Origin of the sequence: Methylibium petroleiphilum PM1, from assembly GCF_000015725.1 — a bacterium.
GTDB lineage: Bacteria > Pseudomonadota > Gammaproteobacteria > Burkholderiales > Burkholderiaceae_C > Methylibium > Methylibium petroleiphilum.
Genome location: NC_008825.1, coordinates 2,920,501 through 2,947,254 on the forward strand (window position 1 = coordinate 2,920,501; position 26,754 = coordinate 2,947,254).

Here is a 26,754-nt window from a genome sequence, read left to right on the forward strand (position 1 = left end):
TCGCCACCTCGGTGGCCGGATCGGCCTCGACCGCCACGCCACCGTCTTCGGTGGGGTGCGTGTAGGTGAGGTTGCTGATGGCCTCGGCCTTCTCCTCCAGCGCCTCGGCCGCCTGCGTGACTTCCTCGGTGCTGCGGATACGTACCGTCATCAGCAGGCGGGTGACGTCCATCTTCACCGTGTCGAGCAGGGTCGAGAACAGCTCGAAGGCCTCGCGCTTGTACTCCTGCTTCGGGTTCTTCTGGGCGTAGCCGCGCAGGTGGATGCCCTGGCGCAGGTAGTCGAGCGCTGCGAGATGCTCGCGCCAGTGCGTGTCGATCGACTGCAACAGCACCGCGCGCTCGAAGCCGGAGAACTGCTCCTCGCCGACCAGCGCCACCTTGCCGGCGTAGGTCTCGTCGGCGGTCTTGGCGACCATCTCGACCAGATCCTCATCGGTGATCGCGTCGCTCTTGTCCACCTGTGCGGCGATCGGCACGTCGAGCTGCCATTCGTCGCGCAGCACCTTTTCGAGGCCGGGGATGTCCCACTGCTCCTCGACACTCTCGACCGGCACGAAGGTGCGCACCACGTCGGTCATCGCACCACGACGCAGGTGAGCGATCTGGGCACCGAGCTCCTTCGATTCGAGGATGTCGTTGCGCTGCTGGTAGATCACCTTGCGCTGGTCGTTCGACACGTCGTCGTACTCGAGCAGCTGCTTGCGGATGTCGAAGTTGCGCGCCTCGACCTTGCGCTGCGCACCCTCGATGCTGCGCGAAACGATGCCGGCCTCGATGGCCTCGCCATCGGGCATCTTCAGGCGCTCCATGATCGCCTTGACACGGTCGCCGGCGAAGATGCGCATCAGCGGATCCTCGAGCGACAGGTAGAAGCGCGAGGCGCCCGGATCACCCTGACGGCCCGAACGGCCGCGCAGCTGGTTGTCGATGCGGCGCGACTCGTGGCGCTCGGTGGCCACGATGCGCAAGCCGCCCGCCGCCTTGACCTGCTCGTGCAGGCCGGCCCATTCGTCCTTGAGCTGCTGGATGCGGCGCAGCTTGTCGTCGGCCGGGATGGCGTCGTCGGCCTCGATGAACTGCACCTGCTTCTCGACGTTGCCGCCCAGCACGATGTCGGTGCCGCGGCCGGCCATGTTGGTGGCGATGGTCACCGCCTTCGGCCGGCCGGCCTGGGCGATGATCTCCGCCTCGCGGGCGTGCTGCTTGGCGTTGAGCACCTCGTGTGGGAGCTTGTACTTCTCGAGCAGCTTCGAGATCAGCTCGGAGTTCTCGATCGACGTGGTGCCCACCAGCACCGGTTGGCCGCGCTCGTAGCAGTCCTGGATGTCCTTGACCACCGCCTCGTAGCGCTCGCGCGAGGTCTTGTAGACCAGGTCGAGCTCATCGCGGCGCTGGGTCGGCTTGTTGGGCGGGATCACCACGGTCTCCAGACCGTAGATCTCCTGGAACTCGTAGGCCTCGGTGTCGGCCGTGCCGGTCATGCCGGCGAGCTTGCCGTACATGCGGAAGTAGTTCTGGAAGGTGATCGAGGCCAGCGTCTGGTTCTCGGCCTGGATCGGCACGCCTTCCTTGGCTTCCACCGCCTGGTGCAGGCCGTCGCTCCAGCGCCGCCCGGTCATCAGGCGGCCGGTGAACTCGTCGACGATGACGACCTCGCCGTTCTGCACCACGTAATGCTGGTCACGGTGGTACAGATGGCGCGCGCGCAGCGCCGCGTACAGATGGTGCATCAGCGTGATGTTGGCGGCGTCGTACAGGCTCGCCCCCTCGACCAGCAGACCGGCCTGCGCGAGCAGCGCCTCGGCGTGCTCGTGTCCCGCCTCGGTCAGCACCACCTGGTGGGTCTTCTCGTCAGCGGTGAAGTCGCCGGCCTCGATCACGCCCTCGCCGGTGCGCGGATCGGCCTCGCCGATCTGCTTCTTCAGCAGCGGCGCGACCGCGTTGATGCGCAGATAAAGCTCGGTCTGGTCCTCGGCCTGGCCGCTGATGATCAGCGGCGTGCGCGCCTCGTCGATCAGGATCGAGTCGACCTCGTCGACGATCGCGAAATTCAGCGAGCGCTGCACCCGGTCGGCCACCTCGGTGACCATGTTGTCGCGCAGGTAGTCGAAGCCGAACTCGTTGTTGGTGCCGTAGGTCACGTCGGCTGCGTAGGCAGCCTGCTTGGCCTCGCGCGTCATCTGCGGGCCGTTGACCCCGACCGTCAGCCCGAGGAAGTTGTACAGACGTCCCATCCACTCGGCATCGCGCCGCGCGAGGTAGTCGTTGACCGTCACCACGTGCACGCCCTTGCCGGCCAGCGCGTTCAGGTAGACCGGCAGCGTCGCCATCAGCGTCTTGCCTTCGCCGGTGCGCATCTCGCCGATCTTGCCGTTGTGCAGCGTCATGCCGCCGATCAGCTGCACGTCGAAGTGGCGCATCTTCAGCGCCCGCTTGCTGCCCTCGCGCACGACGGCAAAGGCCTCGGGCAGCAACTGGTCGAGCGTCTCACCGTCGGCCACGCGTTGCTTGAACGCCTCGGTCTTGGCCCGCAGTTCGTCATCCCCGAGCTGCTCGAACTGCGGCTCGAGGGCGTTGATCTGATCGACCACGCGCCGGTACTGCTTGAGGAGCCGTTCGTTGCGGCTGCCGAAAATCGAGGTGAGAAGCTTGGGCAACATGCGGGGAATCGGTCGATGAGGGGTGAAGCGGCCCGCAACGTGGCGAGCACAGCAACCGCCGGGCCATCACGCCACGCCACAGTGCAGCCCCGGGCTGCAAGCAACTGCGGATGGCACTCCGGAATACAAGAGCGGCGCCCGTTCGGCGCCGCACTCAGCCCAGAACTCTACCACCCGCCCCGGGATGCCCCACCCTCGCGACGGGGCTTCCGGGCCGTCGTGTCAGCGGGCCTCCGCCGTGCGGTTCGCAGCCCGAGCGACATTGCCCGCAGGCAGCCGGGAAGCCTGCGCCAGGAACTTCGCCGGATCCTGCGGCGCGCCGTCGACCAGCACCTCGAAATGCAGGTGCGGCCCGGTCGAGCGGCCGGTGCTGCCGACCTCGGCGATCTTCTGGCCGCGACGGATCAGGTCGCCGGGCACCACCAGCAGCCGCGCCGCGTGGGCATAACGCGTCACCAGGCCGTTGCCGTGGTCGATTTCGACCGTGCGCCCGTAGGCGGGGTGGGTCTCGGCGCTCATCACCACGCCGCCCGCCGCCGCCAGGATGGCGGTGCCGGTCTCGGCCGGGAAATCCAGGCCGGTGTGGAGCGCGCCGCGGCCGGTGAAGGGGTCGGTCCGGAAGCCGAAGCCCGAGCCCACCGGCCCATCGACGGGGGCCGAGCTCGGCACCATCAGCGCCCGCAGGCGCGTCTCGAGCAGGCGCGACTCGACCAGCGTGAACACGTCGCTGTGGCGGTCGGCCCCTTCATCCAGCGCGGCGATCGCCTGGTTCAGCTGCGCCAACGACGGCGATTCGACCGGCACATAAGGCCCGCCCCGCCCGCCGCCAACGGCCGCGCCGGCGGGAACCGGCGCCGCCGGACGGTCGAGGCCGCGGAAATCCTCGGGCTTCAGGCCAGCCAGCCCGGAGACCCTCTCGCCCATGGTCTCGAGCTTCATCAGCTTGGCCTGCATCTCGCCGACCTTCGAAGCCATGGCGTCGAGGTTCTCGCGCATGAAGCGGTCGCGCTGCGCGATCTCGTCACGCACCACCAGCTTGACCACCTGGCTGACCACCGGCCAGCCCTCGCGCGCGGCCTTCAGGAACACGAAGTGGTAGATCGCGCCCGACAGCGCCAGCAGCAGCCCCACGAGGAAGGTTCCGACGATCGCCAGCTTCCAGGCCGGCAGGTCGAGCACGCGGGTGCGTGCGTAGCGGCCATGGGTCACTATGATCTGCATACGGTCTCCTTCATCCCATGGCCCTGCATCCCAACTCCAGCCTGCCCGTCGCGCTGCCGATCGGCGATGCGCTGGCGCAGTCGGAGCCGCTCGTGCGGCTGCAGGCACTGCTGCGCGAATCGAACGCGCGTTTCGACGTGATCCGCCCGCTGCTGCCCGCGGCGCTGGCCGTTCAGGTGCGGCCGGGCCCGGTGGACGAACAGGGTTGGGCGCTGCTTGCGGGCAACACGGCCGTGGCGGCCAAGTTGCGGCAGTTGCTGCCCCGTTTCGAGGCCGCGCTGCAGCAGCAGGGCTGGAAGGGTAGCGCGATCCGCATCCGGGTTCAATCGAGCTGATCCGGCCCGGCCGGTACCAGTGCACGCCCGGGCCGGCGACGGCCGGCGACTGTGCAACAGCCTGTGTGCTCGGGCCTGAACCTCAGGCCTGCAGCGTGCCGCGGTCGAGCCGCACGCGCCGGTGGCAGCGCGCCGCCAGCGCGTCGTCGTGCGTCACCATCACATAGGCGGTGCCCTGGGCCTGCGCCAGGTCGAGCATCAGTGCGAACACACCGTCGGCGGTGGCGCGGTCGAGGTTGCCGGTAGGCTCGTCGGCCAGCACGCAGGCCGGCCGCGTGACCAGCGCCCGGGCCACCGCGACGCGCTGGCGCTCGCCGCCCGACAGCTCGGACGGCCGGTGCGCGGTGCGCGCGGCCAGCCCCACGGCGGCGAGCATGGCGTGCGCCTCGGCATGAGCCGCTTCGCGCGGCAGGCGCCGGATCAGCAGCGGCATGGCGACGTTGTCGAGCGCGCTGAATTCAGGCAGCAGGTGGTGGAACTGGTAGATGAAGCCGAGATGCCGGTTGCGCCAGGTGCCTTGGGCCGCCGCATCCATCGCGGCGAAGTCGCGGCCCATCAGCTGCACGCCGCCGGCGCTGGGCCTGTCGAGCCCGCCCAGCAGGTGCAGCAGCGTGCTCTTGCCCGAGCCGGACGCACCCACCACCGCGAGCGTCTCGCCGCGCACCACCTGCAAATCCACCCCACGCAGCACCGCCACGTCGAGACCGCCCTCGGTGAAGCGCTTGTGCAGCCCGCGCGCCTGCAGCACGGCACCGTCGCTCACCCCCTCCACCGACTCACTCATAGCGCAGCGCCTGGGCCGGTTGCACGCGGCTCGCGCGCCAGCTGGGGTAGATCGTCGCGACGAAGGCGAGCAGCAGCGACACCAGGCCGATCGGCACGATGTCGGCCGACTGCGGATCGCTCGGCATGCGGCTGATCAGGTAGATGCTGCCAGGCAGGAAGCTGGCGTTGAACAGACGCTCGAGCGCAGGCACGATGACATCGATGTTGAGCGACACCAGCAGCCCCAGCGTCAGTCCCGAGCAGGTGCCGATCACACCCGCGGCCGCGCCCTGCACCATGAAGATCCCCATGATCGAGCGCGGGCTGGCGCCCAGCGTGCGCAGGATCGCGATGTCGGCCTGCTTGTCGGTCACCGTCATCACCAGCGTGCTGACCAGGTTGAAGGCCGCCACCGCGACGATCAGCGTGAGGATGATGAACATCATGCGCTTCTCGAGCTGCACGGCGTCGAACCAGTTGCGGTTGGTGCGGGTCCAGTCGCGCACGCTGACCGTGGGGCCGAGCTGCTCTGCCAGCTCGAAGCCGACGCGGCGCGCCTGCTGCTGGTCGCGCAGCCTGAGCTGCACGCCGGTGGGCCCGTCCACGCGGAACAGCCGCGCCGCATCGTCGATGTGCATCAGCGCCAGTCCGCTGTCGTACTCGTAGTGACCGGCATTGAAGGTGCCCACCACCGTCATCTGCTTGAGCCGCGGCACAACGCCGGCCGGCGTGACCTGGCCGTTGGGCGTGACCAGCGTCACCGGGTCGCCCACCTTCACGCCCAGCGTGCGCGCCAGCTCGCCGCCCAGCACGATGCCCCAGGCGCCCGGCTTCAGGCCCGCGAAGGCGCCGTCGCGGGATTGCGCCGCCAACGGCGTCACGTTCGCTTCTTCGGCCGGATCGATGCCGCGCACGACGGCGCCGCGCATGTCCTCGCCGCGCGCGATCAGCGCCTGGGTCGCGATGAAGGGCGCCGCACCCAGTACCTCGGGATTGCCGCGCGCCGCCGCGGCGGTAGCGCGCCAGTCGGGCAGCGCATTGCCGCCGGCTTCGAAGATCTCCACATGCGCGATGACGCTCAGCATGCGGTCGCGCACTTCCTTCTGGAAGCCGTTCATCACCGACAGCACGATGATCAACGCCGCCACCCCGAGCGCGATGCCGAGCATCGACACACCCGAGATGAAGGAGATGAAGCCGTTGCGCCGCCCGCTGCGGCCGGCGCGGGTGTAGCGCCAGCCGATGGTGAGTTCGTAGGGCCAGTGCATGAGCAGCAGGATGCTACCCGAGGCGATCCGGCCTCGCGGCGGTCGGGATCGTTGCGGCGCGTTAGGCTGGCCGCCCTCGCACCCGCAAAGACGAAGGAGTCTCGACATGCCGCTGCACCGTCTCGCCACTGCACTGGTGGCCCTGCTGGTGCTCACCGTCGGCGCCGCAGTCGCCGCGCCGTTCGACCGCGGCCTGCTGTGGCGCATCGAGCGCGACGGTCGGCCGGCGAGTCACGTCTACGGCACCATCCACCTCGACGACGCCCGCGCCAAGGCCTTCGGCCCGCAGGTCGACGAGGCCCTGGCCGCGTCGCGCGCCCTGGTGGTGGAGATGCTCGACGACGCCGACAGCCGCAGCGCGTTCGAGACGGCGGCCCGGTTGCCGCCGGGGCGCAGCCTGCGCACGCTCGCCGGGCCCGAGCGCTTCGAACGCGTGGCGTCGCGGCTCTCCGCACGCTATGGCCTGCCGGCCGCCGCCACCGAGCGTCTGACACCCTGGGCCGCCTACCTGACTCTGTCGCAGCCACCTCGGCCTCAGGGCGAGATCGTCGACGCCGCGCTGCAGCGCATCGCGCGCCAGCGCGGGCTGCCGGTCGTGCCGCTCGAGACAGCGCGGGAACAGATCGCCTCGATCGCGGCCGTGCAGACCGGGCACATGCTGGCGCTGCTGGAGGCGCAGGCACGGCGCCACGACGAAGCCATCGCCGCCATCGACACGCTGCTGGCGCGCTATCTCGAGGAAGACCTCGACGGCATGCTGCACAACGAGGAACTCGCCCTGCGCGACGAGCCGGCGCTGCGCCCCGCCTACGGCGACCTGTTCGAGCAGATCCTGGTGCGCCGCAGCGCCCGCATGGTCGAGCGCATGCGGCCCCGGCTGGAGCGCGGCGGCGCCTTCGTCGCGATCGGCGCCCTGCACCTGCACGGCGAGCAGGGCGTGCTGGCGCTGCTCGAGCGGGCTGGCTGGCAGGTGCGGCGCGTCGAGATGCAGCGCCGCTGAACCGTCCGGGGACCGGCCCGGATAATCCTGCCATGCACCTCGTGATCCCCTTCGCCGCCCCACTGTCCGAGGCCGGCCAGCACGCGTTGGGCGAACTCGCGTTGCCGTCGCTCGACGCGCTGCTGGGCCGGCTCACGGCCGACTCCCTGAACGAAGGCGACGAATACCAGCTCTCGCCGCCACACGAGCGGGTGCTCGCCCGCGCGCTCGGCTGGCGGGGGGCCGACGGCGCCCTGCCCTGGGCGGCCCGCGCCGCCGCCGACGACGGCCTGGACACCGGCGATCTGGCCTGGGGCCTGCTGAGCCCGGTGCACTGGCAGATCGGCCGCGAGCACCTGACGATGGACGACCCCGAGTCGCTGGCGCTCGACGCGGCCGAGTCGCGCGCCGCCTTCGACGCCGTGCGACCACTGTTCGAGAGCGAAGGCTGGCTGTGCGCCTGGGGCGCGCCGACACGCTGGTACGTCGCCCACGAGACCTTGGCCGACTTGCCGACCGCGTCGCTCGACCGCGTGATCGGCCGCAACCCCGATCTGTGGATGCCCGAGCACCCGGCCGCGCGTTTCGTGAAGCGTCTGCAGAACGAAGTGCAGATGCTGCTCTACACGCACGCGCTGAACGACGCCCGCGAAGCGACCGGCCGGGACGTGCTGAACAGCTTCTGGCTCAGCGGCTGCGGCACCCACCAGCCGGACCGCGGCGAGGCACCGCGGGTGCTGGACGCGCTGCGCGCGCCGGCGCTGCGCGAGGACTGGGCCGCCTGGTCCGAGGCCTGGCGCGCACTGGACGGCGGCCCGCTGCGCGAGGCGCTGGCGCACGCCCGCCGCGGCGAGGCCTTGCGGCTCAGCCTGTGCGGCGAACGGCATGCGCAGGACTTCGTGCTGCGGCCACGCGGCGTCCTGGCCGCGCTGCGCAGTCGCGTCCAAAGGCCCCAGGCGACCCGACTGATGGCTGCTCTCTGAACGGACCGCGACGCGCCCGCCCATGCAGATCGCCGTCCGCGACGTCCCGCCCCGCACTGCCTGGTCGCTTGAACAGGCCGGCGTGTCACCGCTGCTCGCTCGGCTGTTCGCAGCGCGCGGCATCACCGCGGCCGAGCAACTCGACGATTCGCTCGCCCTGCTGCTGCCGCCCACCGCGCTGCTGGGAGCGGCCGATGCGGCCCGCCTGCTGGCCGATGCGACGCAGCAGCGCCGGCGCATCGTCGTGGTGGCCGACTACGACTGCGACGGCGCGACCGCCTGTGCGGTGGCACTGCGCGGGCTGCGCCTGCTCGGCGCCACGCCGGAGACGCTGGGCTACGTGGTGCCCGACCGCCAGGTACATGGCTACGGGCTCACGCCGGCGATCGTCGACCTGGCCTTCGGCGTGTTCGGAGGCCAGGCGCCCGACGTGCTGGTGACGGTGGACAACGGCATCGCCAGCCTCGACGGCGTGGCGCACGCCAAGGCCCGCGGCCTGCAGGTGCTGGTGACCGACCACCACCTGCCGGCGCTCCAGGACGATCGCGTCGTGCTGCCGACGGCCGACGTGATCGTCAACCCCAACCAGCCCGGCTGCCCGTTCGAGAGCAAGGCGCTGGCCGGCGTCGGCGTGATGTTCTACGTGCTGCTGGCGCTGCGCAGCGAACTTCGCTCCCGCGGCGTGTTCGACGCCGCCGCGCAGCCCCGGCTCGACGCGCTGCTGGACCTGGTGGCGCTGGGCACCGTGGCCGACGTGGTGAAGCTCGATGAGAACAACCGCCGCCTGGTGGCGCAGGGGCTGCGGCGCATCCGCAGCGGGCGCATGCAGCCGGGCGTGCGCGCACTGTTCGACGCAGCGGCCCGCGACCCGGCGCGCGCCAGCGGCTTCGACTTCGGCTTCGCGCTCGGGCCGCGTCTCAACGCGGCCGGGCGCATGGAGAACATGACGCTGGGCATCGAATGCCTGCTGACCGACGACGCCGGCCGCGCGGCGGAACTTGCTCAGCAGCTCGACGCGATCAATCGCGAGCGCCGCGAGGTCGAGAGCGGCATGCGCGAGCAGGCCGAAGCGATGCTCGAAGCGCTGGTCGCACGCGACGACCACGGCGCCGGGGCCGGCGACCCACCGCCCGCGCTGGCGATCTACGACCCCGGCTTCCACGAGGGCGTGGTCGGCATCGTCGCCTCGCGTCTGAAAGACCGCAGCCATCGCCCGACTTTCGTGTTCGCGCGCGGCCAGGACGGGCTGCTGAAGGGCTCCGGCCGTTCGATCCCCGGCTTCCACCTGCGCGATGCGCTCGACCTCGTCAGCAAGCGCCACCCCGGACTGCTGCGCCGCTTCGGCGGCCATGCCATGGCGGCCGGCGCCACGCTGGCCGAGGCCGACTTCGCCCGCTTCGAGCGCGCCCTGGTCCAGGTGGCCGGCGAATGGCTGGACGCCGCGGCGCTGCAGCGCACGCTGCGCACCGATGGTCCGCTGGGCGCCGAGTACTTCAATGCCGACACCGTGCGGGCGCTCGAAGCCCAGGTGTGGGGCCAGGCCTTCGAGCCGCCGGTGTTCAGCGACCGCGTCGAGGTGGTTTCTCAAAGGCTGGTTGGCGAGAAACACCTGAAACTCGCCGTGCGCCACGGTGGCGCGCTGCGCGACGCCATCTGGTTCGGTCACAGCGAGCCGGTGGCCGCGCAGGTGACGCTGGCTTACCAGTTGCGGGTCGATGAGTACAACGGGCGGCAGCGCGTGCAGATGATCGTCGAGGCCGCGGCATGACCGGATCCCGATCAAACGCCGGGGTGTAGGCGTTTTCCGACGTCGAGACGGGTTATCGTCGCTCGCTCACGGCGCGGATCCCCACGAAAGTGAGGGGCCTCTGCGCTGACGAATGAAATGAGCGCTTCGGGCCCGCACCGCGCGTCCCGTCGCAGCCTCGGGCCGCAGGCCGAAGACATCCAGGAGACCCAGCGCATGAGCATCCCCACCCCGATACCGACCGAAATGCCGAGGCGCTCCCGTACTGCATTGCGCCTGCTGGGTCTGGCTACGTTGGGCTTGGCCATCGCATCCTGCGGAGGTGGGGGAGGCGACAGCGCCCCACCGCCATCCGGTTCTCCTCCCGCCCCGGCGCCGCCGCCAGTGGACGTCACCGCTCCGCCCCGTGCGACCGTCCTCAACAGCACGCTGAACATGCCATGGGGATTGGCCTTCCTGCCGGATCGCCGCATGTTGATCACGCAAAAGAGTGGTGCGCTGCTGATCGTCAGCGCCGACGGCAGCACCAAGACCAACGTGACGGGCGTCCCGGCAGTAACCAGTGGAGGCGGCGGCAATGCGATCGCCTTCCAGAACAACCAGGGCGGTTTGCTCGACGTCGCGATCGACCCCGACTTCGACCTATCCACCAATCCCTGGATTTACTTGACGTATGTCGAAGCCGGCAGTGGGTCAACCGCCGGCGTCGCGGTCGGCCGTGGCCGACTCGTCGGCAACGCCTTGCAGAACTTCACGCGCCTTTACCAGCAACTGCCGAAGGTCAGCGGTCCGGCGCATTTCGGCTCCCGGATGGTCTTCCGCAGCGACAAGACCTTGTTCGTCACTCTGGGCGAGCGGATGCAGTACGACTCCACGTCTGAGTCCGCCACGATGCAGGCGCTGGAGCCGCAGGAGCCTTCCAGCTTGCTGGGCAAGGTCATCCGCATCAATCGCAACGATGGCTCGGCCGCCACGGGAAACCCCAACCTGGGCGTCGGCGCAGCGCCCGGTGTCTGGAGTCTCGGCCACCGCAACCCGCAAGGCGCGGCCATCCACCCGACCACCGGCGAACTCTGGGTGACCGAGCATGGCCCCCTCGGCGGCGACGAACTGAACCGTGTCGTGGCAGGCGGCAACTACGGCTGGCCGCTAGTGAGCTATGGGTGCCCGTACGACAGCCCCACGGTCAATGTCAGCTGCCGCATCGGGGGGACCAACGGCAGCCACGGCTCCTCGTACAGGGAACCGGTCAGCTTTTTCGGGCCCACCTCCATCGGCCCGTCCAGTTTGATCTTCTATACCGGCGACAATTTCCCGGAGTGGAAGAACAATGCGCTCTTCGGCGCGATCGCAGACAGCAAGGGGCTGTGGCGCGTGGCCTTGAACGGCAACGCCGAAAGTGCGCGCGGAGCCATCTCACTGAGCGGCGTCACCGGCGAACGCGTGCGCCTCGTGCGCCAGGGCCCGGACGGCTGGCTCTACGTGCTGACGGACAGTGGCAAGCTGATCCTGATCGACCGCTGAAGGTAGCCAGTGCTCGCGCGCCGAGCGCGCCGTCCGCTCGCATGGGGGCGGTTTCCGACTCCTCTTGACGTCATGCGCCATCTGCTCGCCACGCTCGCTCTGATCCTGCTCGCTCCGCAAATTGCCGCCCAGCCATTGCGACTCACGTCAGTGGCGAGCGGCCTCGAGAATCCCTGGAGCCTCGCCTTCCTTCCCGGCTTCGAGAAGGAGGGCCGCATGCTCGTCACCGAGCGCCCCGGCCGGCTGCGCGTGGTCGAGCGCGACGGCAGGCTGTCGGCGCCGATCCAGGGCCTGCCGCCGGTGGTGGCGCGTGGCCAGGGCGGCCTGCTCGACGTGGCGCTGCACCCCGGTTTCGAAAGCAACCAATGGGTCTACTGGAGCTATGCCGAGCCCGCGCCGGCGGGCCGCAGCGGCAACAGCACGGCGGTAGCGCGCGGTCGGCTCGATCTCGCGGCGCTGGCGGTGAAGGATGTGCAGGTGGTGTTCCGGCAGGCGCCGAAGGTCGATTCGAACGCGCATTTCGGTTCCCGGCTGGTGTTCGCGCCCGACGGCACGCTGTTCATCACGCTGGGCGACCGCTACAGCAGGCGCGACGACGCCCAGACCCTCGACACTCACCACGGCAAGGTGGTGCGCATCACCGACGATGGCGGTGTTCCGCCCGACAACCCCTTCGCGAAGCGGCCCGGCGCCCTGCCCGAGATCTGGAGCTACGGCCACCGCAACCTGCAGGGCGCCACGTTGCACCCGACGAGCGGCGCGCTGTGGGTGCACGAGCACGGTCCGCAGGGCGGCGACGAACTCAACATCGCCACGCGCGGTGCTAACCATGGCTGGCCCGTCATCACCCAGGGGCGCGAGTACGGCACGGGCATGAAGATCGGCGACGGTGAGACACGCGCCGACGTGGTCCCGGCACTGACGACCTGGGTGCCGTCGATCTCTCCCAGCGGCATGACCTTCGTCGCCGGTGACCGCTATCCGGCCTGGCGCGGGCAGCTGCTGGTCGGCGCGCTGAAGGCGCGCGGGCTGGCGCGGCTCGAGCTCGACGGCACGCGGGTCGTGCGCGAGCACCGCCACGAGCTCGACCTGCGCGTGCGCGACGTGCGCCAGGGCCCCGACGGCCTGCTGTACGTGCTGAGCGACGACGGCAGCGACGGCCGGATCTGGCGCATCGAGCCCTGAGTCGCGCGGCCGCCGCCGTGGTATGAACGCGGCATGCGCATCCTGATTGTCGAAGACGACCGCCTGCTCGGCGACGGCCTGGCCGCCGGCCTGCGCTCCCTGGGCTTCGCCGTCGACTGGTTCACCGACGGCGCCCAGGCCGACGCCGCACTGTCCCACACCCCCTACGACGCCATCGTGCTCGATCTCGGCCTGCCGGGCCGCGATGGCCTCGCCTGGCTGGCACGCTGGCGCGGCCCGGGTCCCCTGCAGTCGACGCCGGTGCTGGTGCTGACCGCCCGCGACGGCATCGACCACCGCATCGCCGGGCTCGACACCGGCGCCGACGACTACCTCATCAAGCCGATCGAGACCACCGAACTGGCCGCGCGGCTGCGGGCGGTGCTGCGGCGCAGCCAGGGCCGGCCACAGCCGCTGTGGCAGCACGGCGCTCTGAGCTACCAGCCGGCGGCCAAGGCCGTGCTCTGGCGCGGCAAGCCGGTCGTGCTGACGGCACGCGAATGCGCGCTGCTCGAACTGCTCCTGGCGAATCCGCAGCGCGTGCTGCCCAAGTCGCTGATCACCGAGAAGCTGTATTCGTTCGAACAGGAGATCGAGAGCAACGCGCTCGAAGTCCACATCCACCACCTGCGCCGCAAGATCGATCCGAAGCTGGTGCGCACGGTACGGGGCATGGGCTACGCCCTCGGCCCGGCAGAGGACCTGGCATGACGCTGCAGCGCCGCATGATGCTGCTGCTGTTGCTCAGCGCACCGCTGGTGTGGACCGGCGGGCTGTTGTTCAGCCTCGACCGCGCCCGCCATGAGATCAACGAGCTGTTCGACACGCAGCTGATCCGCCTGGCGCGCCAGATGCAGTCGACGCTGCCGCTGGCGGACATCGACGTGATCGACCTGCCGCCCGCCGGAACGGCCGCGCAGGCCGCACTGGGTGATGCCGAACTCGAGGACATGGCCACCGCGGTCTGGAACCGCGACGGGCGGCTGTTGCTGGTGGACCGCGAAGGCGTTCTGCTGCCGCGCCAGCCGGATGCGTCGGGCTTCCACGACATGACGCTGGGCGGGGAGCTGTGGCGCGTCTACTACCTGCAGGCGTCGACGGGTGCGTGGCTGGTCGCCGTGGGCCAGATCATGAGCGAGCGCGACGAGCTGGTCTGGGATCTGATCGCGGGTCAGCTGCTGCCCTGGGCGCTCACCCTGCCCGTCCTGCTGCTGGTGATGGCCGCGGCGGTGCGGCAGGCCCTGAAGCCGGTGCGCACGCTCACCGGCGAGATCGACCGGCGCGCCGCGGACGACCTGCAGCCGCTGCCGGTGAAGGACATGCCGAGCGATCTGCAGCCACTGGTGCGGGCGATGAACACCATGCTGGAGCGCATCGCCGACATGCTCGACCGCGAACGCCGCTTCACCGCCGACGCCGCCCACGAGCTGCGCACCCCGCTGGCCGCGCTGCAGGCGCAATGGGATGCGGCCCGGCTCTCGGTCGGCGCGCCGGCCGAGGCCGACGCCAGCCAGGACAAGATCGGCCGCGGCCTGGCGCGCCTGAGCCGGCTCGTGACCCAGATGCTCGCGATGGCGCGGCTCGATCACGTCCAAAGTCACGCCGCCGGCACGCCGATCGTCTGGTCCGACGTCGTGGAGCAGGTCATCAACGAGGTGCTTCCGCTCGCCGATCGGGAGCGGGTCGAACTGGCCTGCGAGTGGCCCGCGGGCGCAGCCGCTCCTCTGCCTTTGAACGGCGACGCGAGCCTGCTCGCGTCGATGCTCCGCAACCTGATCGAGAACGCGCTGCGCCACACCCCGCCGAACGGCCACGTGACGCTGCGGCTGTCTGCCGATGGCATCGAGGTGCTCGACGAGGGACCTGGCGTGCCACCAGAACACCTCTCGAGACTGGGCGACCGGTTCTTCCGGCCACCGGGCGAGGAGACTCCGGGCAGCGGGCTGGGCCTGTCGATCGTGCGGCGGATCGCCGAACTGCACGGACTGGCGGTCGACTGGGGGCCGCGCGACGACGCCCCCGGCTTTCGCGTGCAGGTGCGCCGCAAGCCCCCCTTGCTGCGGCCCGCCTGAGCCCGGCGCGCGCCCACCGCGAGTAGCCCGCCGCCCCTGTCGCCGGGACCGGCTTCTTACAATCACCGCGTGAGCATCGCCCTCCTCAATGCCGACCTGCACTGCCACTCGAACGTGTCGGACGGCACGCTCGAGCCGGAAGCACTGGCCGCGCGCGCGCAGACGAACGGCGTGGAACTGTGGGCCCTGACCGATCACGACGAGGTGGGCGGCCAGCGACGTGCCCGCGACGCCGCCCTCGCGCTGGGGCTGCCCTACCTGACCGGCACCGAGATCTCGGTCAGCTTCGCCGGTGTGACGGTGCACATCGTCGGGCTCGGCTTCGAGGCCGACGACGCCGCGTTGGTCGCCGGCCTAGCGGCCACCCGCGGCGGCCGCGAGGCACGTGCCCGCGAGATGGCGGCCTCGCTCGCGCAGGCCGGCATCACCGGCGCCTACGAAGGCGCGCTGCAGTACGTGGGAAACCCCGAACTGATATCGCGCACGCACTTCGCGCGCCACCTGGTGGATGCCGGTGTGTGCCCCGACACCAACAGCGTGTTCCGCAAGTACCTCACCGAGGGCAAGCCGGGTTACGTGCCGCACCGCTGGGCCGCGCTGGGCGACGCGGTGCGCTGGATCACTCAGGCCGGCGGCGCCGCGGTCATCGCCCACCCGGGCCGCTACAAGTTCACCCCCACGGAGGAGTACGCCCTGTTCAGCGAATTCGTGGCCCACGGCGGGCGCGGCGTGGAAGTGGTGACGGGCAGCCACACCACCGCGGAGTACGAGAAGTATGCCGACATGGCGGTGGAGTTCGACCTGCTGGCCTCGCGCGGCAGCGATTTCCATGCCCCGGAGGAAAGCCGCACCGACCTCGGCGCACTGCCGTGGCTGCCGGGTCGACTGACGCCCGTGTGGGAAGCGATTGCCGATCGGGTGCAGCGGCCGTGAGCAACGACCGCGCGGCAGCCGGACACGCCGGCTGAGCCAACCATGTCGCAGTACTTCGAGGTCCATCCCGACAACCCGCAGCCGCGCCTGCTGAAGCAGGCGGTGCAGATCCTGCACGGCGGCGGCATCGCGGCGATCCCCACCGACTCCAGCTACGCGCTGGTGTGCCACCTGGACGACAAGGCCGCCGCCGAGTCGCTGCGCCGCATCCGCGGCGTCGACGACAAGCACCACCTGACGCTGCTGTGCCGCGACCTCAGCGAACTGGCGAACTACGCGCGCGTCGACAACCGCCAGTACCGGCTGCTCAAGCTTGGCACGCCCGGCCCCTATACCTTCATCCTCGAGGCGACCAAGGAGGTGCCGCGGCGCGTCTCGCATCCGTCGCGCCGCACGATCGGGCTGCGCGTACCCGAACATGCGGTGACCCAGGCGCTGCTGGAACTGCTGGGCCAGCCGCTGCTGGCCACCACCCTGATCCCGCCGAACGAGGCCGAGGCACTCAACGACCCGCACGAGATCCGGCAACGCTTCGAGAAGCAGCTGCAGGCCATCGTCGATGCCGGTGCCTGCCCAATGCAGCCGACGACGGTGATCGACCTGAGCGGCGACGAGACGGTGCTGGTGCGGCGAGGAAGCGGCGATCCGGTCGCGCTGGGCTTGGCCGGCTGACGCCGCCGATCACCAAGCGCTCGGCGAGGCCCGCGGCTCCTCTGCTCCGCCCACGAACACCTGCCGGAACATCGGCACGAGCAGGCGGTTGCCGAACTCGCTGAGGTGATGCCGGTCGGTATACAGCGGCCGCCCGTTCAGCGATCCGCGGCAGAGCCCGTCAGGGCAGAGGTAGGGCACCGGGTCGAGCAGGTGGATGCCGCAGCGCGCGCTGGCGGCTTGCATCCAACCGATCACCTGGGCGTTATGTTGCCGGTAGTCGCCGACCGGCAGGGTCATGTCGGGCGCATGTGGATCGCGCATCAGGCGAAGCGCCATCGTGCGCGGCACGTGCTCCGCGAACTCGGGGAACGGCAGCGTGACGTAGACCGGGCGCCGACGGGCGAGCGCACACATCGTGGCCTCGAAGCGCTGGCGATAGCCGTCGATGTTGAACGGCTGTGGGTCGGCGCCGGACGCGTCTCGCCCCGCGAACTTCAGGCCCGACGCGTCGAGGTAGCTGCTCCAGTAGTTGGTCACGACCAGAGGAACCGGCGACTCAGTTCCCTCGGTCAGCGGGTCGAGATAGGTCCGGTTGAAATCGAAGCACTTGAGCTCCGAGTGCGCCCCGTAGGTCACGCCCTGCACCGTCGGGCAACTGGCGTAGCCCTGGAACTGGACGCCCCCCGCGCTTCGGCCGCCAGCGGGTGCTGCCGCTGCCAGCGCGGTGGCGATGGCCAGCGCATGGCTGTCGCCGATCAGCAGGACGCGTGCGGGACCGTCGAAGCCGATCCGGCACGGCGGCAGGGCCGGACCGAAGGTCGAGAAGCATCGGGGGCCGTAGGGATCGCCATCGGTCGCTTCGCGGTCGGCGATCTGAACCGTGTCGCTGAAGCGCCACGGCGCACCCTGCAGCTTCCACACGCCCGCGCCGAGCAGCGCGATCGCCAGCGAGGCCGCGCCGAACTGCAGGACATCCCGTCGCAGCAGTCCACCGCGCTTGGCCGCACCGCTCTGGCCCAATCGCCTCGCGGGCCGCTCGACCCACCGATAGGACAGGGAGGCGATCGAGAGCGACAGCACAAGGCCGGTCGCGATGTGAGCCGTGGGGGTAGCCAGGATGCCGGACTCGAAACGCCGCAGCGCGACTTCCACCGGCCAATGCCACAGGTAGACGGAATAGGAGATCGTGCCGAGAAACTGCGCTACCGGATGGCCTAGGAGCGCCGAACGCTCCCACGCCGACCAGATGACCAGCGCGGTCCCGGTGACCGGCAGCAGCGCGAGCCCCCCGGGCCACGGCGTCTCGACGCCGATCAACGCGAATCCGATCGCCAGCAAGACCAGGCCGCTGACCTGGACCCACCGCCTCCCGATCCGGCCCGGCGGGAAGGGGATCAGGGCCACCAGCCCCCCGGCGAACATCTCCCAGGCACGAAACGGCAGCAGATAGAAGGCCGAGGTGGGCCATCGCTCGGCGCCAACCACCGCCAGTGCGAAAGCCAGTACAGCGACGATCGCCAACGCGAAGCCTGTGCGCGCAGCCCCGACCATACGGCGCAGCGCGACCAGCAACAGTGGATAGAGCAGGTAGAACTGCCACTCGACCGCCAGCGACCATGTGTGCAGCAGCCATTTCTCGTGCGAGCCCTCGTCGAAATAGCCCGACTGCCGCCAGAACAGCAAGTTGGACGCGAACACCGCGCTGCTGGCGATTTGCTTTCCCATCCGGCGGAACTCGGAAGGCAGCAACACGAGCCAGCCAACCGCGAACAGCACCACGCACAGCACCAGCAGCGCTGGCACGATGCGTCGCGCGCGCTCGACGTAGAAGTCGACCAGCGAGAAGCGCCCTGCCTCGAGCCGCCGCACGATGATCCCGGTCATCAGGCAACCGGAGATCACGAAAAAGATGTCGACGCCGACGAAGCCGCCGCGCAGGCCTGGGACGCCGAAATGGAACAGCATCACCACCAGCACGGCCATCGCGCGCAGGCCGTTGATGTCCTGGCTGAACCGCGGCGACGAGGTGCTCGCGTGGTCCGCCCCTTCAAGTTGTATCGACACAGCGTCGATTCTGGAGCACCTGTCCGCGGTGGCTTGCACCGCGGCCTCGGATAGCCTGCGGCGCGCTGACAGGATCTGCCTGAATGGCGGAGAACGCCAATAAATCCCGGTTATCGGGCGCGCCAGCGCGAGCCGCGCGTCAGAGCGCCGCCGTCACCAGCATCTCGACCTTCCACTCCGGCTTGGCCAGCGCGGCATTGACGGTCGCGCGCGGAGGCGCTTCGCCCGCCGGTAACCAAGCCTCCCAAACTTCGTTCAAAGCGGGGAAATCGGCCAGATCGGGGAGGAAGATCTCCACGCGCAGCAGCCGCCGCTTGTCGGTGCCGGCACGGGCCAGCAGGGCGTCGATGGCCGCCAGCACCTGGGCGGTCTGGCCACGGATGTCCTGGCTGGCGTCGGCGGCCACCTGGCCTGCAAGGTAGACGGTGCCGCCCTCGCCGGTGCGGTGGACGGCCATCTCCGACAGGCGGGTACCGACATCAAAACGTTGAATGCTCATGAGTGTCCTTTGGAAGGTGAAGTCTTCTGTCCCAGCCGGCTCTCGGTGCCGGCAAGCAATTTCCTGATGTTCGCGCCGTGGCGCCAGACGAGCAGCAGGCTCATCACCGCGATCGCCAGCGCCGCGGGTCCGGCGCCCCAGATCAGCAACTGGTAGAAGGGCGCGAAGGCCGCGGCGACGATGGACGCCAGCGATACGTAGCGGAAGAAGGCGACGATGATCACGAAGGTGAGCAGCGTCGCCAGGCCGAGCCAGGGATTGAGCGCCAGCAGCGCGCCCGCCGCGGTCGCGACGCCCTTGCCACCCTTGAAGTCGAAGAACACCGGCCACAGGTGGCCGACGAAGGCGGCCAAGCCGACCAGGGCCGCCGTACCCTCTTCCAGGCCGTAGGGGGCGCCGAAGTGCTCGACCAGCAGCACCGGCAGCGCGCCCTTCAGGGCATCGAGCAGCAGCGTGGCGATCGCCGCGCCCTTGTGGCCCGAGCGGAGCACGTTGGTCGCGCCGGGGTTGCCGGAGCCGTAGCTGCGCGGATCGGACAGACCGACGGTGCGGCTCACGATGACCGCAAACGACAGCGAGCCGAGCAGGTAGGCCGCGAGCGCGGCAAGCACAGGAAGGAAGGACGGCATGGCACGTATTCTGCCGCCGCCAGCCGCGGCATCACCCGGCGCAACGCACCGGCACGGCCCCCAGAAGTTCAGCCGCGCGCCGCGGATCCAGCCCGACCAGGTAGCCGCGCCGGCCGCCGTTGAGGTAGATCTTCGGCAGCTCCAGCACGCCGGCCTCCACGTAGACCGGCATGGGCTTGCGCGTGCCGAAGGGTGAGGTGCCGCCCACCAGGTAGCCGCTGTGGCGCTGCGCGACCTCGGGCGGACACGGCTCGACCCGCTTGCAGCCGATCTCGCGCGCCAGCGCCTTCAGGCTGACCTGGCGATCACCATGCATCAGCACGATCAGCGGCTTGGCCTGTTCGTCCTGCATCACCAGTGTCTTGACGACGTGGTGCTCCTCGACACCGAGCTGGCGCGCCGACTCGGCGGTGCCGCCACGTTCCACGTAGTCATACAGGTGCTCGGTGTAGGCCAGCTTCGCGCGCTTCAGCAGCGCGGTGGCCGGCGTCTCGCTGGCGTGGTCTCTGCGGCTCATGCCCGGGAGTCTGCCTGACGCGCGCCGGCACCGCGCCGCGCGACACGATCCTGGGGAAGGAAGGCGTGTGCACTGCATGCTAGATTGCGGCGCCAGCCTACCGGACCCCCGTCTCTACGCCGCCCTCCCGCCATGCACGTCGATATCGAACTGCCCCTCGGCCGCGCCACCGCGCTGCAGCGTCTGCGCGCCCAGGGTTTCTGCGTGTTGACGCCGGCCGCGCTGGAAACGCTGACCGGCATGCCGCTCGACGCCTTCGACATGATGCTGCCGTACTGGGAAGAGCTGGCGCCGGACCTGCACCTCAAGGATGGCGGCCACTACCGCTACCGCCGTCACGGCTGCTTCATGCAGACCCTGCAGCCGGGGCAGCTCGAGACCGTGCAGCACCGCGCCCACTGGCAACCCACCACCTACAACGCGCTGCATGGCGGCATGGAGCGCTGGTTCGAGCCGCTGTCGAACGAGATGATCCACCTGCCTTCGTGGAGCGCCCTGCTGGTTGCGCTCGGCGAGCTGTTCGCCAAGCTGCGCGCGCCGCAGGGCGGCCGCTGGTACATCGAGGCCCATCCCTTCCGCATCGACACCGAAGGGGGCGTGGGGCGGCCGACGCCCGAAGGCGCTCACCGCGATGGCGTCGACTTCGTCGCGGTGGTGTTCATCGGCCGGCAGGGCGTGCGCGGCGGCGAGACACGGGTATTCGACGCGGCGGGCCCGCAGGGCGTGCGCTTCACGCTCGAGCAGCCCTGGACCGTGCTGCTGCTCGACGATCAGCAGGTGATCCACGAAAGCACGCCGCTGTTGCCGCTGGACCCCGCCGACCCGGCGGTGCCGGCCCATCGCGACACGCTGGTCCTGACCTACCGCAGCGGCGGCTTCCAGGCGCCGGCCTGAGGGGACACCGGCGGCGCGCCGGGCTGCACCTCCAGGCCGGACACGGGCGGGGCACCGGCTCGAAACGTGGACAATCGGTCCGCCCTCGACCTTGCGCCGTGACTCCTTCCGATTCAAACATCTACCGTCGCCTGTTCGGCTTCGTCCGACCGTACTGGCGGATCTTCGCGCTCGGCGTCCTGGCCATGGTCGCCTACGCGGCCACCGAGACGGCGCTGCCCGCGCTGCTGAAGGAACTGCTCGACGGCAGCTTCGTGAACAAGGATCCCTGGGCCATCCACGCGATGCCCTTCCTGATCGTGCTGCTGTTCCTGGTGCGGGGCCTGGCCGATTTCAGCCAGACGGTGGCGCTCCACAGCGTGGCCAACAAGATGCTGGTCGACCTGCGTACCCGCGCCTTCGACAAGCTGCTCAGCCTGCCCACCAGCTACTTCGATGCCCACGCCGGCGCTGCCACCCTCTCGAAGCTGGCCTACGATGCAGCCCAGGTCACGCCGCTGATCACCACCGCACTGATCACCATCGTGCGCGACAGCCTCACAGTGCTCGGGCTGCTGGGCTACATGCTCTACCTGAACTGGCGGCTCTCACTCGTGTTCTTCACGGTACTGCCGCTGATCGCCTGGGTGATCCGCGCCGTCAGCCGGCGCCTGCGCGGCCTGAGTCGCGGACAGCAGCGCACCCAGGGTGAGATGACACGCGTGATGGACGAGGCGATCGGCGCGCACCGCGAGATCAAGGTGTTCGGTGGCGCCGCCTACGAATCCGAGCGCTACGCCCGCGTGGCCCACGAGCTGCGCCACTACACGATGAAGGTGGTCAGCACCGCCGCCGCCAACGGTCCGATCGTGCAGGGCATCGCCGTGCTGGCGCTGGCCGCGATCATCTACTACGCGGCACTTCAGTCGCAGAACAACCAGATCACGGTCGGCGGTTTCGTCTCCTTCTTCGGCGCGATGGCGTTGCTGCTGGCGCCGCTGAAGCGCCTGTCCAACGTCAACGAGGTGCTGCAGCGCGGCCTGGCCGGCGCCGCGAGCATCTTCGAGATCCTTGACACGCCAGGTGAACCCGATGCCGGCACGCGCTCGCTGGCGCGGGCGCAGGGTCGCCTGCAGTTCGAAGGCGTGCGTCTGCGCTACCCGCAGGCCGAGCGCGAGGCGCTCGCCGGCGTCGACCTCGAGATCCACCCGGGCGAGACGGTGGCGCTGGTCGGCGCCTCCGGCAGTGGCAAGACCACGCTGATGGCGCTGATCCCGCGCTTCTACGTGCCGGACGCCGGCAGCATCCGCCTCGACGGCATCGACCTGCGCGAACTCCGGCTGGCCGACCTGCGCGCCAACCTCGCGCTGGTGACGCAGCACACGGTGCTGTTCGACGACACCGTGGCGGCCAACATCGCCTACGGCGCGCAGCGCCATCTGAGCGAGGGCGAGATCGTGGCGGCGGCCGAGGCCGCGCATGCGATGGAGTTCATCCGCGCGCTGCCCCAGGGCCTGCAGACTCCGGTGGGCGAAAACGGCGCCCGCCTCTCGGGCGGCCAGCGCCAGCGTCTCGCGATCGCGCGTGCGCTGCTGAAGGACGCCCCAGTGCTGCTCCTCGACGAGGCGACCTCGGCGCTCGACACCGAGAGCGAACGCGCGGTCCAGGCGGCGATCGAGAACCTCAAGCGCGGCCGCACCACGGTGATCATCGCGCACCGGCTGTCGACCATCGTCAACGCCGACCGCATCGTGGTGCTGGACCAGGGCCGCATCCACGAGGTCGGCAGCCACGCCGAGCTGCTGGCGCGCGGCGGCATCTACAGCCGCCTGCACCGCCTGCAGTTCGCCGACGACGGGCTGCCGGCGGCAGGAGAGGCCGCCGGCTCATGAAGCGCATCCTGATCGTGCGGCTGTCGGCGATCGGTGATGTGGTGATGGCCTCGGGGCTGATCCCGGCGCTGCGAGCGCTGCACCCCGATGCCCGCATCGCCTGGCTGGTCGAGCCGGCGGCGGCCCCGCTGCTGGTGCACAACCCGCGGCTCGACGAAGTGATCGTGTGGCCGCGCGCCGAGTGGCAGCAACTGTGGCGCGCGCGCCACTACGCCGAGCTGTGGCGCCGCTTCCGCGACTTCCGCCGCGCGCTGCGGGCGCAGCGCTTCGATCTCGCGCTCGACACCCAGGGCCTGCTGAAGAGCGCCCTCTGGTCCTGGCTCAGCGGAGCACCGCGTCGCCTCAGTCTCATCGGTCGTGAACAGAGCCACCACCTCGCCACCGAGCGCGTCGTCCCGCCGCCGGAGGCCGGTCCACGCCCCATCGGGGCCGAGTACCGCCACCTCGCCCGGCACCTCGGTGCGCCGGACGGCAGTTTCCGGCTCGACCTGGCGGTCGGCACCGCGCCGCGCGCGGCAGCCCGCGCGCGACTGGCCGCGGCCGGCGTAGCTGCGGGCGGGCGCTACGTGGCGCTGTGCCCGTTCACGACGCGCCCACAGAAGCACTGGTTCGAGGACCGCTGGCAGGCCCTGGCGCGCCGCTGCCGCGACGCGGGGCTGGTCCCCGTGCTCCTCGGCGGCCCCGCCGACCGTGCTGCAGCAGGCCGCATCGCGGCCGGCGCGCCCGGCCTGGTCGATCTGGTCGGTGGCCTGAAGCTCGACGAGACGGTGGCCGCGATCGAGAGCGCGGCACTGCTGATCGGCGTCGACACCGGGCTCACGCACATGGGCACCGCGCTCGAGGTCCCGACCGTCGCGCTGTTCGGATCGACCTGCCCTTACCGCGACCCGAGGACGCCGCGCAGCGTGGTGCTCTACGAGCAACTCGACTGCTCGCCCTGCCAGCGCCACCCGACCTGCGACGGCCGCTACGACTGCATGCGCGCCTTCGAGGTCGACCGCGTGTTCGCCGAAGCCTCTCGCCTGCTGGAGCCGGTGGCATGAAGAGCCTGCACGTCGAAGCCGGCCGGCATCTCTACGGCGGGGCGTTGCAGGTGGTGTTCCTGCTGCAGGGCCTGAAGGCCCGCGGCGAACCGGCCGTGCTGGTCTGTCCGCACGGCAGCGCGATCGCCGAGGCGGCGCGCCCGCATGCGCTGCGGGTGCACGAGATCGCCATGAAGGGCGACGCCGACTTCGGCATGGTCGGGCGCCTGCAGGCACTGATCCGCGAGGAACGCCCCGACATCGTGCACTTGCACAGCCGGCGCGGCAGCGACCTGTGGGGCGGCCTGGCGGCCCGCCGCGAGGGCGTGCCGGCCGTCCTGAGCCGGCGTGTCGACAACCCCGAGCCACGCTGGTGGGTGAAGCGCAAGTACCGTCTCTACGCACGCGTGATTGCGATCTCCGAGGGCATCCGCCAGGTGCTGCTGGGCGAGGGTCTGTCGACCGACCAGGTGGTGTGCGTGCACAGCGCGGTCGACACCGGGCGTTACCGCCCCGAACCGGCCGACCGCGCCTGGCTGCGCGCCGAGTTCGGCCTGGCCGAGGACGAGGCCACGCTCGCGATGGCAGCGCAATTCATCCCACGCAAGGGCCACCGCACGCTGCTGACCGCGCTGCCGGCCGTGCTGGCGGTGCACCCGCGCACCCGCACGCTGCTGTTCGGGCAGGGTCCGGAACTGGAGGCGATCCAGGATCTGGTGCGCGAAGCCGGCCTGGGCGAGCGTGTGCTGTTCCCTGGCTTCCGGCGGGACCTGGAGCGGGTGCTGCCGTGCATCGACGTGATGGTGCATCCGGCCGAGATGGAGGGTCTGGGCGTTGCGCTGCTGCAGGCAGCGGCCTGCGGCCTGCCGATCGTCGCTGGACGCGCCGGCGGCATCCCGGAGATCGTGCGGCCGCGTCTGAACGGCGAGTTGATCGAACCCGGCGATGCCGCCGCGCTGGCGCAGCACCTGACGAACCTGCTCGGCGACCCCGCGCTGCGCGCGCGCTACGGCGCGGCCGGGCGGCAGCTGGTGCTCGACGAGTTTTCGGTGGATGCGATGGTGGACGGCAACCTGGCCGTGTACCGCGCCTGCGTCGGGGCGGCGCCCGGGTGATCGACAATCCCGCCGTCCAGGCGCCACGCCATCCGCCACTCGGAGTTTCCCGATGAACCAGCACCGGATTCCTGTCTACCGCCCAGATCTCAGCGGGAACGTCAAAGCCTATGTCAACGAGTGCATCGACTCGTCGTGGATCTCCTCGCGCGGCCGCTTCGTCGGAGAGTTCGAGTCCGCGTTCGCGGCGTACATCGGGGTCGAGCACGCCGCCTCCGTCTGCAACGGCACGGTCGCCCTGCATCTGGCGCTGCTGGCGCTGGGCATCGGACCGGGCGACGAGGTCATCGTTCCCACGCTCACCTACATCGCGCCCGTCAATGCCATCTCGTACACCGGCGCCACGCCCGTCTTCGTGGATTCGCTGCGCAGCAGCTGGCAGATGGACCCGGAGGACGTGCGGCGCCACATCACGCCGCGCACACGCGCGATCCTCGCGGTCCATCTCTACGGTCAGACCTGCGACATGGCCGCGCTGGCCGCGATCGCGCGCGAGCACCGCCTGTTCCTCGTGGAAGACTGCGCGGAGGCCTTCGGATCGACGTACGCGGGCCGGCATGCCGGGACCTTCGGCGACATCGCCACGTTCAGCTTCTTCGGAAACAAGACCATCACGACCGGCGAAGGCGGCATGGTCGTCACCAATGACAAGACCCTGAACGAACGCGCGCGCCACTTCAAGGGCCAGGGTCTGGCCGCGCACCGCGAGTACTGGCACGACGTGGTCGGCTACAACTACCGCATGACGAACATCGCCGCGGCCATCGGCCTCGCGCAACTCGAGCGGGCCGACGAGATCATCGCGCGCAAGCGGGATCTGGCCCAGCAGTACGCGCGTCGCCTCGCCGGCCTGCCGATCGAGCTCCACGCCGAGGCGCCCGACACGCAGCACAGCTACTGGATGGTGTCGATCCTGACCGAGCGCGCCGAAGCGCGTGAGCCGCTGCGTGCGGCTCTGGCCGAAGCGGGCATCGAGACCCGCCCCCTGTTCTATCCAGTGCACACGATGCCGATGTATGCCCGCAGCTACCGCAAGCACCCGGTGGCGGAGGACCTGGCATGGCGCGGCATCAACCTGCCGAGCTGGCCCGGCCTGAGCGGCGAACAGATCGACCACATCGCCCACTCGATCGCAAGCTTCTGCTCCAGGTCGGCATGAGCTCGCGTCTGTACATCGTCGGCACGGGGGGCTACGCAAAAGAGGTCGCCCAGCTCGCGCACGCCGTGATGCAGGCCACTGGTTCGTGGACGGAGATCGCCTTCCTCGGAGAAGACGAGGCCGGTGCGAGCACGGCCATGCCGTTCGGCAAGGTCGTCGGGACCGACGCGCTCCTGCTCGATGCCCGGCACGACCTGGACGTCGTGATCGGCATCGGCTCGCCGCGAATCCGCCAAGCGCTGGCGACGCGGCTGTCGAAACTGAGCCACCTTCGCTTCCCGAACCTGTTCCATCCCCGCATGACGGTCAGCCTCGAGTACCTGAGGTGCGGCGTGGGCAACCTGTTCCATGCCGGCAGCGCGGTGGAATGCGATGTCGTTGTCGGTGATTTCAATGTCTTCAACCTCAACACCACGGTCGGTCACGACTCGGTCATCGGTTCCTGCAACGTGTTCAACCCCGGATGCAATGTGTCCGGGAACGTCAGGATGGGCGACGGCTGCCTGGCCGGCACCGGATGCCAGGTGCTGGAGAAGCTGAGCGTGGCGTCCAGGACCACCCTGGGCGCCGGCGCGGTCCTGGTCCGGTCGATCGACGTGGAGGACGGCGTCTATGTCGGCGTTCCCGCCCGGCGACGGCGATGAGTCCGTTCACCG

Annotated in this window: 23 protein-coding genes and 1 pseudogene; 16 read left to right on the forward strand and 8 right to left on the reverse strand. The window is 70.1% G+C overall.

Translation table 11 applies throughout. The annotated features are described in order from the left end of the window. Positions 1 to 24 precede the first annotated feature (24 nt). Together secA and MPE_RS13845 are read right to left on the reverse strand one after the other, a co-directional pair. Positions 25 to 2,662: pseudogene (secA, locus tag MPE_RS13840) on the reverse strand (preprotein translocase subunit SecA); the annotation flags it as partial. A gap of 222 nt (positions 2,663 to 2,884) precedes the next feature. Beyond that, entirely contained in the window at positions 2,885 to 3,883 is a 999-nt protein-coding gene (locus tag MPE_RS13845) for a M23 family metallopeptidase (protein WP_011830328.1), read from the reverse strand. A gap of 17 nt (positions 3,884 to 3,900) precedes the next feature. Between MPE_RS13845 and MPE_RS13850 the strand changes: the two genes are divergently transcribed. Then, the gene (locus tag MPE_RS13850) at positions 3,901 to 4,218 is read left to right on the forward strand and encodes a hypothetical protein (protein WP_011830329.1); all 318 of its coding nucleotides are present in this window, start codon (positions 3,901 to 3,903) and stop codon (positions 4,216 to 4,218) included. An 82-nt stretch (positions 4,219 to 4,300) separates the two neighbouring features. On the opposite strand, the gene MPE_RS13855 is transcribed toward MPE_RS13850, so the two are convergent. After that, entirely contained in the window at positions 4,301 to 5,002 is a 702-nt protein-coding gene (locus MPE_RS13855; protein ID WP_011830330.1) for an ABC transporter ATP-binding protein, read from the reverse strand. Then, entirely contained in the window at positions 4,995 to 6,251 is a 1,257-nt protein-coding gene (locus MPE_RS13860; protein ID WP_011830331.1) for a lipoprotein-releasing ABC transporter permease subunit, read from the reverse strand. Before MPE_RS13860 ends, MPE_RS13855 begins: the two co-directional genes overlap by 8 nt. A 106-nt stretch (positions 6,252 to 6,357) precedes the next feature. Between MPE_RS13860 and MPE_RS13865 the strand changes: the two genes are divergently transcribed. The 9 genes from MPE_RS13865 (at position 6,358) to MPE_RS13905 (ending at position 16,346) form a co-directional block, all read left to right on the forward strand. Then, positions 6,358 to 7,251 (forward strand): TraB/GumN family protein, encoded by an 894-nt coding sequence (locus MPE_RS13865; protein ID WP_011830332.1) that lies wholly within the window; start codon positions 6,358 to 6,360, stop codon positions 7,249 to 7,251. 32 nt (positions 7,252 to 7,283) lie between these two features. Continuing rightward, positions 7,284 to 8,213, forward strand: coding sequence for a hypothetical protein (locus tag MPE_RS13870; protein WP_011830333.1), 930 nt, complete (start codon positions 7,284 to 7,286; stop codon positions 8,211 to 8,213). A gap of 22 nt (positions 8,214 to 8,235) precedes the next feature. Then, positions 8,236 to 9,981 (forward strand): single-stranded-DNA-specific exonuclease RecJ, encoded by a 1,746-nt coding sequence (recJ, locus tag MPE_RS13875; protein WP_011830334.1) that lies wholly within the window; start codon positions 8,236 to 8,238, stop codon positions 9,979 to 9,981. 195 nt (positions 9,982 to 10,176) lie between these two features. Continuing rightward, positions 10,177 to 11,484 carry a PQQ-dependent sugar dehydrogenase gene (locus tag MPE_RS13880; RefSeq protein ID WP_011830335.1) on the forward strand — a complete coding sequence of 436 codons (1,308 nt, stop codon included), beginning with the start codon at positions 10,177 to 10,179 and terminating at the stop codon, positions 11,482 to 11,484. A 72-nt stretch (positions 11,485 to 11,556) separates the two neighbouring features. Next, positions 11,557 to 12,669, forward strand: a complete 1,113-nt coding sequence (locus tag MPE_RS13885) for a PQQ-dependent sugar dehydrogenase (RefSeq protein ID WP_041929694.1) — start codon at positions 11,557 to 11,559, stop codon at positions 12,667 to 12,669. 33 nt (positions 12,670 to 12,702) lie between these two features. Then, entirely contained in the window at positions 12,703 to 13,380 is a 678-nt protein-coding gene (locus MPE_RS13890; RefSeq protein WP_011830337.1) for a response regulator, read from the forward strand. Next, positions 13,377 to 14,741, forward strand: coding sequence for an ATP-binding protein (locus MPE_RS13895; protein WP_011830338.1), 1,365 nt, complete (start codon positions 13,377 to 13,379; stop codon positions 14,739 to 14,741). The genes MPE_RS13890 and MPE_RS13895 overlap by 4 nt, the downstream gene beginning before the upstream one ends. A gap of 69 nt (positions 14,742 to 14,810) precedes the next feature. Beyond that, positions 14,811 to 15,674 carry a 3',5'-nucleoside bisphosphate phosphatase gene (locus tag MPE_RS13900; RefSeq protein ID WP_011830339.1) on the forward strand — a complete coding sequence of 288 codons (864 nt, stop codon included), beginning with the start codon at positions 14,811 to 14,813 and terminating at the stop codon, positions 15,672 to 15,674. 42 nt (positions 15,675 to 15,716) lie between these two features. Further along, entirely contained in the window at positions 15,717 to 16,346 is a 630-nt protein-coding gene (locus MPE_RS13905; protein WP_011830340.1) for an L-threonylcarbamoyladenylate synthase, read from the forward strand. Positions 16,347 to 16,355: 9 nt separating this feature from the next. Here MPE_RS13905 and MPE_RS13910 read toward each other — a convergent pair whose 3' ends face one another. The 4 genes from MPE_RS13910 to ybaK form a co-directional block, all read right to left on the reverse strand. Continuing rightward, positions 16,356 to 18,392: an acyltransferase family protein gene (locus MPE_RS13910; RefSeq protein ID WP_049820821.1), complete on the reverse strand. Its 2,037-nt coding sequence runs from the start codon at positions 18,390 to 18,392 to the stop codon at positions 16,356 to 16,358. A 139-nt stretch (positions 18,393 to 18,531) separates the two neighbouring features. After that, on the reverse strand, positions 18,532 to 18,891 hold the full coding sequence (locus MPE_RS13915; RefSeq protein WP_011830342.1) for a RidA family protein: 360 nt from the start codon (positions 18,889 to 18,891) through the stop codon (positions 18,532 to 18,534). Continuing rightward, the gene (gene plsY, locus MPE_RS13920; protein WP_011830343.1) at positions 18,888 to 19,520 is read right to left on the reverse strand and encodes a glycerol-3-phosphate 1-O-acyltransferase PlsY; all 633 of its coding nucleotides are present in this window, start codon (positions 19,518 to 19,520) and stop codon (positions 18,888 to 18,890) included. Before plsY ends, MPE_RS13915 begins: the two co-directional genes overlap by 4 nt. A gap of 31 nt (positions 19,521 to 19,551) precedes the next feature. Further along, the gene (gene ybaK / locus MPE_RS13925) at positions 19,552 to 20,037 is read right to left on the reverse strand and encodes a Cys-tRNA(Pro) deacylase (RefSeq protein WP_041929695.1); all 486 of its coding nucleotides are present in this window, start codon (positions 20,035 to 20,037) and stop codon (positions 19,552 to 19,554) included. A gap of 132 nt (positions 20,038 to 20,169) precedes the next feature. Between ybaK and MPE_RS13930 the strand changes: the two genes are divergently transcribed. From MPE_RS13930 to MPE_RS13955, 6 genes are all read left to right on the forward strand, one after another. After that, on the forward strand, positions 20,170 to 20,931 hold the full coding sequence (locus MPE_RS13930; protein WP_011830345.1) for a 2OG-Fe dioxygenase family protein: 762 nt from the start codon (positions 20,170 to 20,172) through the stop codon (positions 20,929 to 20,931). Between the two features lie 98 nt (positions 20,932 to 21,029). Next, positions 21,030 to 22,802: a lipid A export permease/ATP-binding protein MsbA gene (msbA, locus tag MPE_RS13935; RefSeq protein ID WP_011830346.1), complete on the forward strand. Its 1,773-nt coding sequence runs from the start codon at positions 21,030 to 21,032 to the stop codon at positions 22,800 to 22,802. Beyond that, positions 22,799 to 23,845, forward strand: coding sequence for a glycosyltransferase family 9 protein (locus MPE_RS13940; RefSeq protein ID WP_011830347.1), 1,047 nt, complete (start codon positions 22,799 to 22,801; stop codon positions 23,843 to 23,845). Before msbA ends, MPE_RS13940 begins: the two co-directional genes overlap by 4 nt. Beyond that, complete coding sequence (locus tag MPE_RS13945; RefSeq protein WP_011830348.1) at positions 23,842 to 24,939, forward strand: glycosyltransferase; 1,098 nt, start codon at positions 23,842 to 23,844, stop codon at positions 24,937 to 24,939. The genes MPE_RS13940 and MPE_RS13945 overlap by 4 nt, the downstream gene beginning before the upstream one ends. A gap of 52 nt (positions 24,940 to 24,991) precedes the next feature. Then, positions 24,992 to 26,098, forward strand: coding sequence for a DegT/DnrJ/EryC1/StrS family aminotransferase (locus MPE_RS13950; RefSeq protein WP_011830349.1), 1,107 nt, complete (start codon positions 24,992 to 24,994; stop codon positions 26,096 to 26,098). Further along, positions 26,095 to 26,742 carry an acetyltransferase gene (locus MPE_RS13955; protein WP_011830350.1) on the forward strand — a complete coding sequence of 216 codons (648 nt, stop codon included), beginning with the start codon at positions 26,095 to 26,097 and terminating at the stop codon, positions 26,740 to 26,742. Before MPE_RS13950 ends, MPE_RS13955 begins: the two co-directional genes overlap by 4 nt. Positions 26,743 to 26,754: the final 12 nt, after the last annotated feature.

Coding starts and splice junctions, on each gene's coding strand:
- MPE_RS13845 (WP_011830328.1), bottom strand. CDS start 3,883: ATGCAGATCATAGTGACCCATGGCCGCTACGCACGCACCCGCGTGCTC.
- MPE_RS13850 (WP_011830329.1), top strand. CDS start 3,901: ATGGCCCTGCATCCCAACTCCAGCCTGCCCGTCGCGCTGCCGATCGGC.
- MPE_RS13855 (WP_011830330.1), bottom strand. CDS start 5,002: ATGAGTGAGTCGGTGGAGGGGGTGAGCGACGGTGCCGTGCTGCAGGCG.
- MPE_RS13860 (WP_011830331.1), bottom strand. CDS start 6,251: ATGCACTGGCCCTACGAACTCACCATCGGCTGGCGCTACACCCGCGCC.
- MPE_RS13865 (WP_011830332.1), top strand. CDS start 6,358: ATGCCGCTGCACCGTCTCGCCACTGCACTGGTGGCCCTGCTGGTGCTC.
- MPE_RS13870 (WP_011830333.1), top strand. CDS start 7,284: ATGCACCTCGTGATCCCCTTCGCCGCCCCACTGTCCGAGGCCGGCCAG.
- recJ (WP_011830334.1), top strand. CDS start 8,236: ATGCAGATCGCCGTCCGCGACGTCCCGCCCCGCACTGCCTGGTCGCTT.
- MPE_RS13880 (WP_011830335.1), top strand. CDS start 10,177: ATGAGCATCCCCACCCCGATACCGACCGAAATGCCGAGGCGCTCCCGT.
- MPE_RS13885 (WP_041929694.1), top strand. CDS start 11,557: ATGCGCCATCTGCTCGCCACGCTCGCTCTGATCCTGCTCGCTCCGCAA.
- MPE_RS13890 (WP_011830337.1), top strand. CDS start 12,703: ATGCGCATCCTGATTGTCGAAGACGACCGCCTGCTCGGCGACGGCCTG.
- MPE_RS13895 (WP_011830338.1), top strand. CDS start 13,377: ATGACGCTGCAGCGCCGCATGATGCTGCTGCTGTTGCTCAGCGCACCG.
- MPE_RS13905 (WP_011830340.1), top strand. CDS start 15,717: ATGTCGCAGTACTTCGAGGTCCATCCCGACAACCCGCAGCCGCGCCTG.
- MPE_RS13915 (WP_011830342.1), bottom strand. CDS start 18,891: ATGAGCATTCAACGTTTTGATGTCGGTACCCGCCTGTCGGAGATGGCC.
- plsY (WP_011830343.1), bottom strand. CDS start 19,520: ATGCCGTCCTTCCTTCCTGTGCTTGCCGCGCTCGCGGCCTACCTGCTC.
- ybaK (WP_041929695.1), bottom strand. CDS start 20,037: ATGAGCCGCAGAGACCACGCCAGCGAGACGCCGGCCACCGCGCTGCTG.
- MPE_RS13930 (WP_011830345.1), top strand. CDS start 20,170: ATGCACGTCGATATCGAACTGCCCCTCGGCCGCGCCACCGCGCTGCAG.
- MPE_RS13940 (WP_011830347.1), top strand. CDS start 22,799: ATGAAGCGCATCCTGATCGTGCGGCTGTCGGCGATCGGTGATGTGGTG.
- MPE_RS13945 (WP_011830348.1), top strand. CDS start 23,842: ATGAAGAGCCTGCACGTCGAAGCCGGCCGGCATCTCTACGGCGGGGCG.
- MPE_RS13950 (WP_011830349.1), top strand. CDS start 24,992: ATGAACCAGCACCGGATTCCTGTCTACCGCCCAGATCTCAGCGGGAAC.
- MPE_RS13955 (WP_011830350.1), top strand. CDS start 26,095: ATGAGCTCGCGTCTGTACATCGTCGGCACGGGGGGCTACGCAAAAGAG.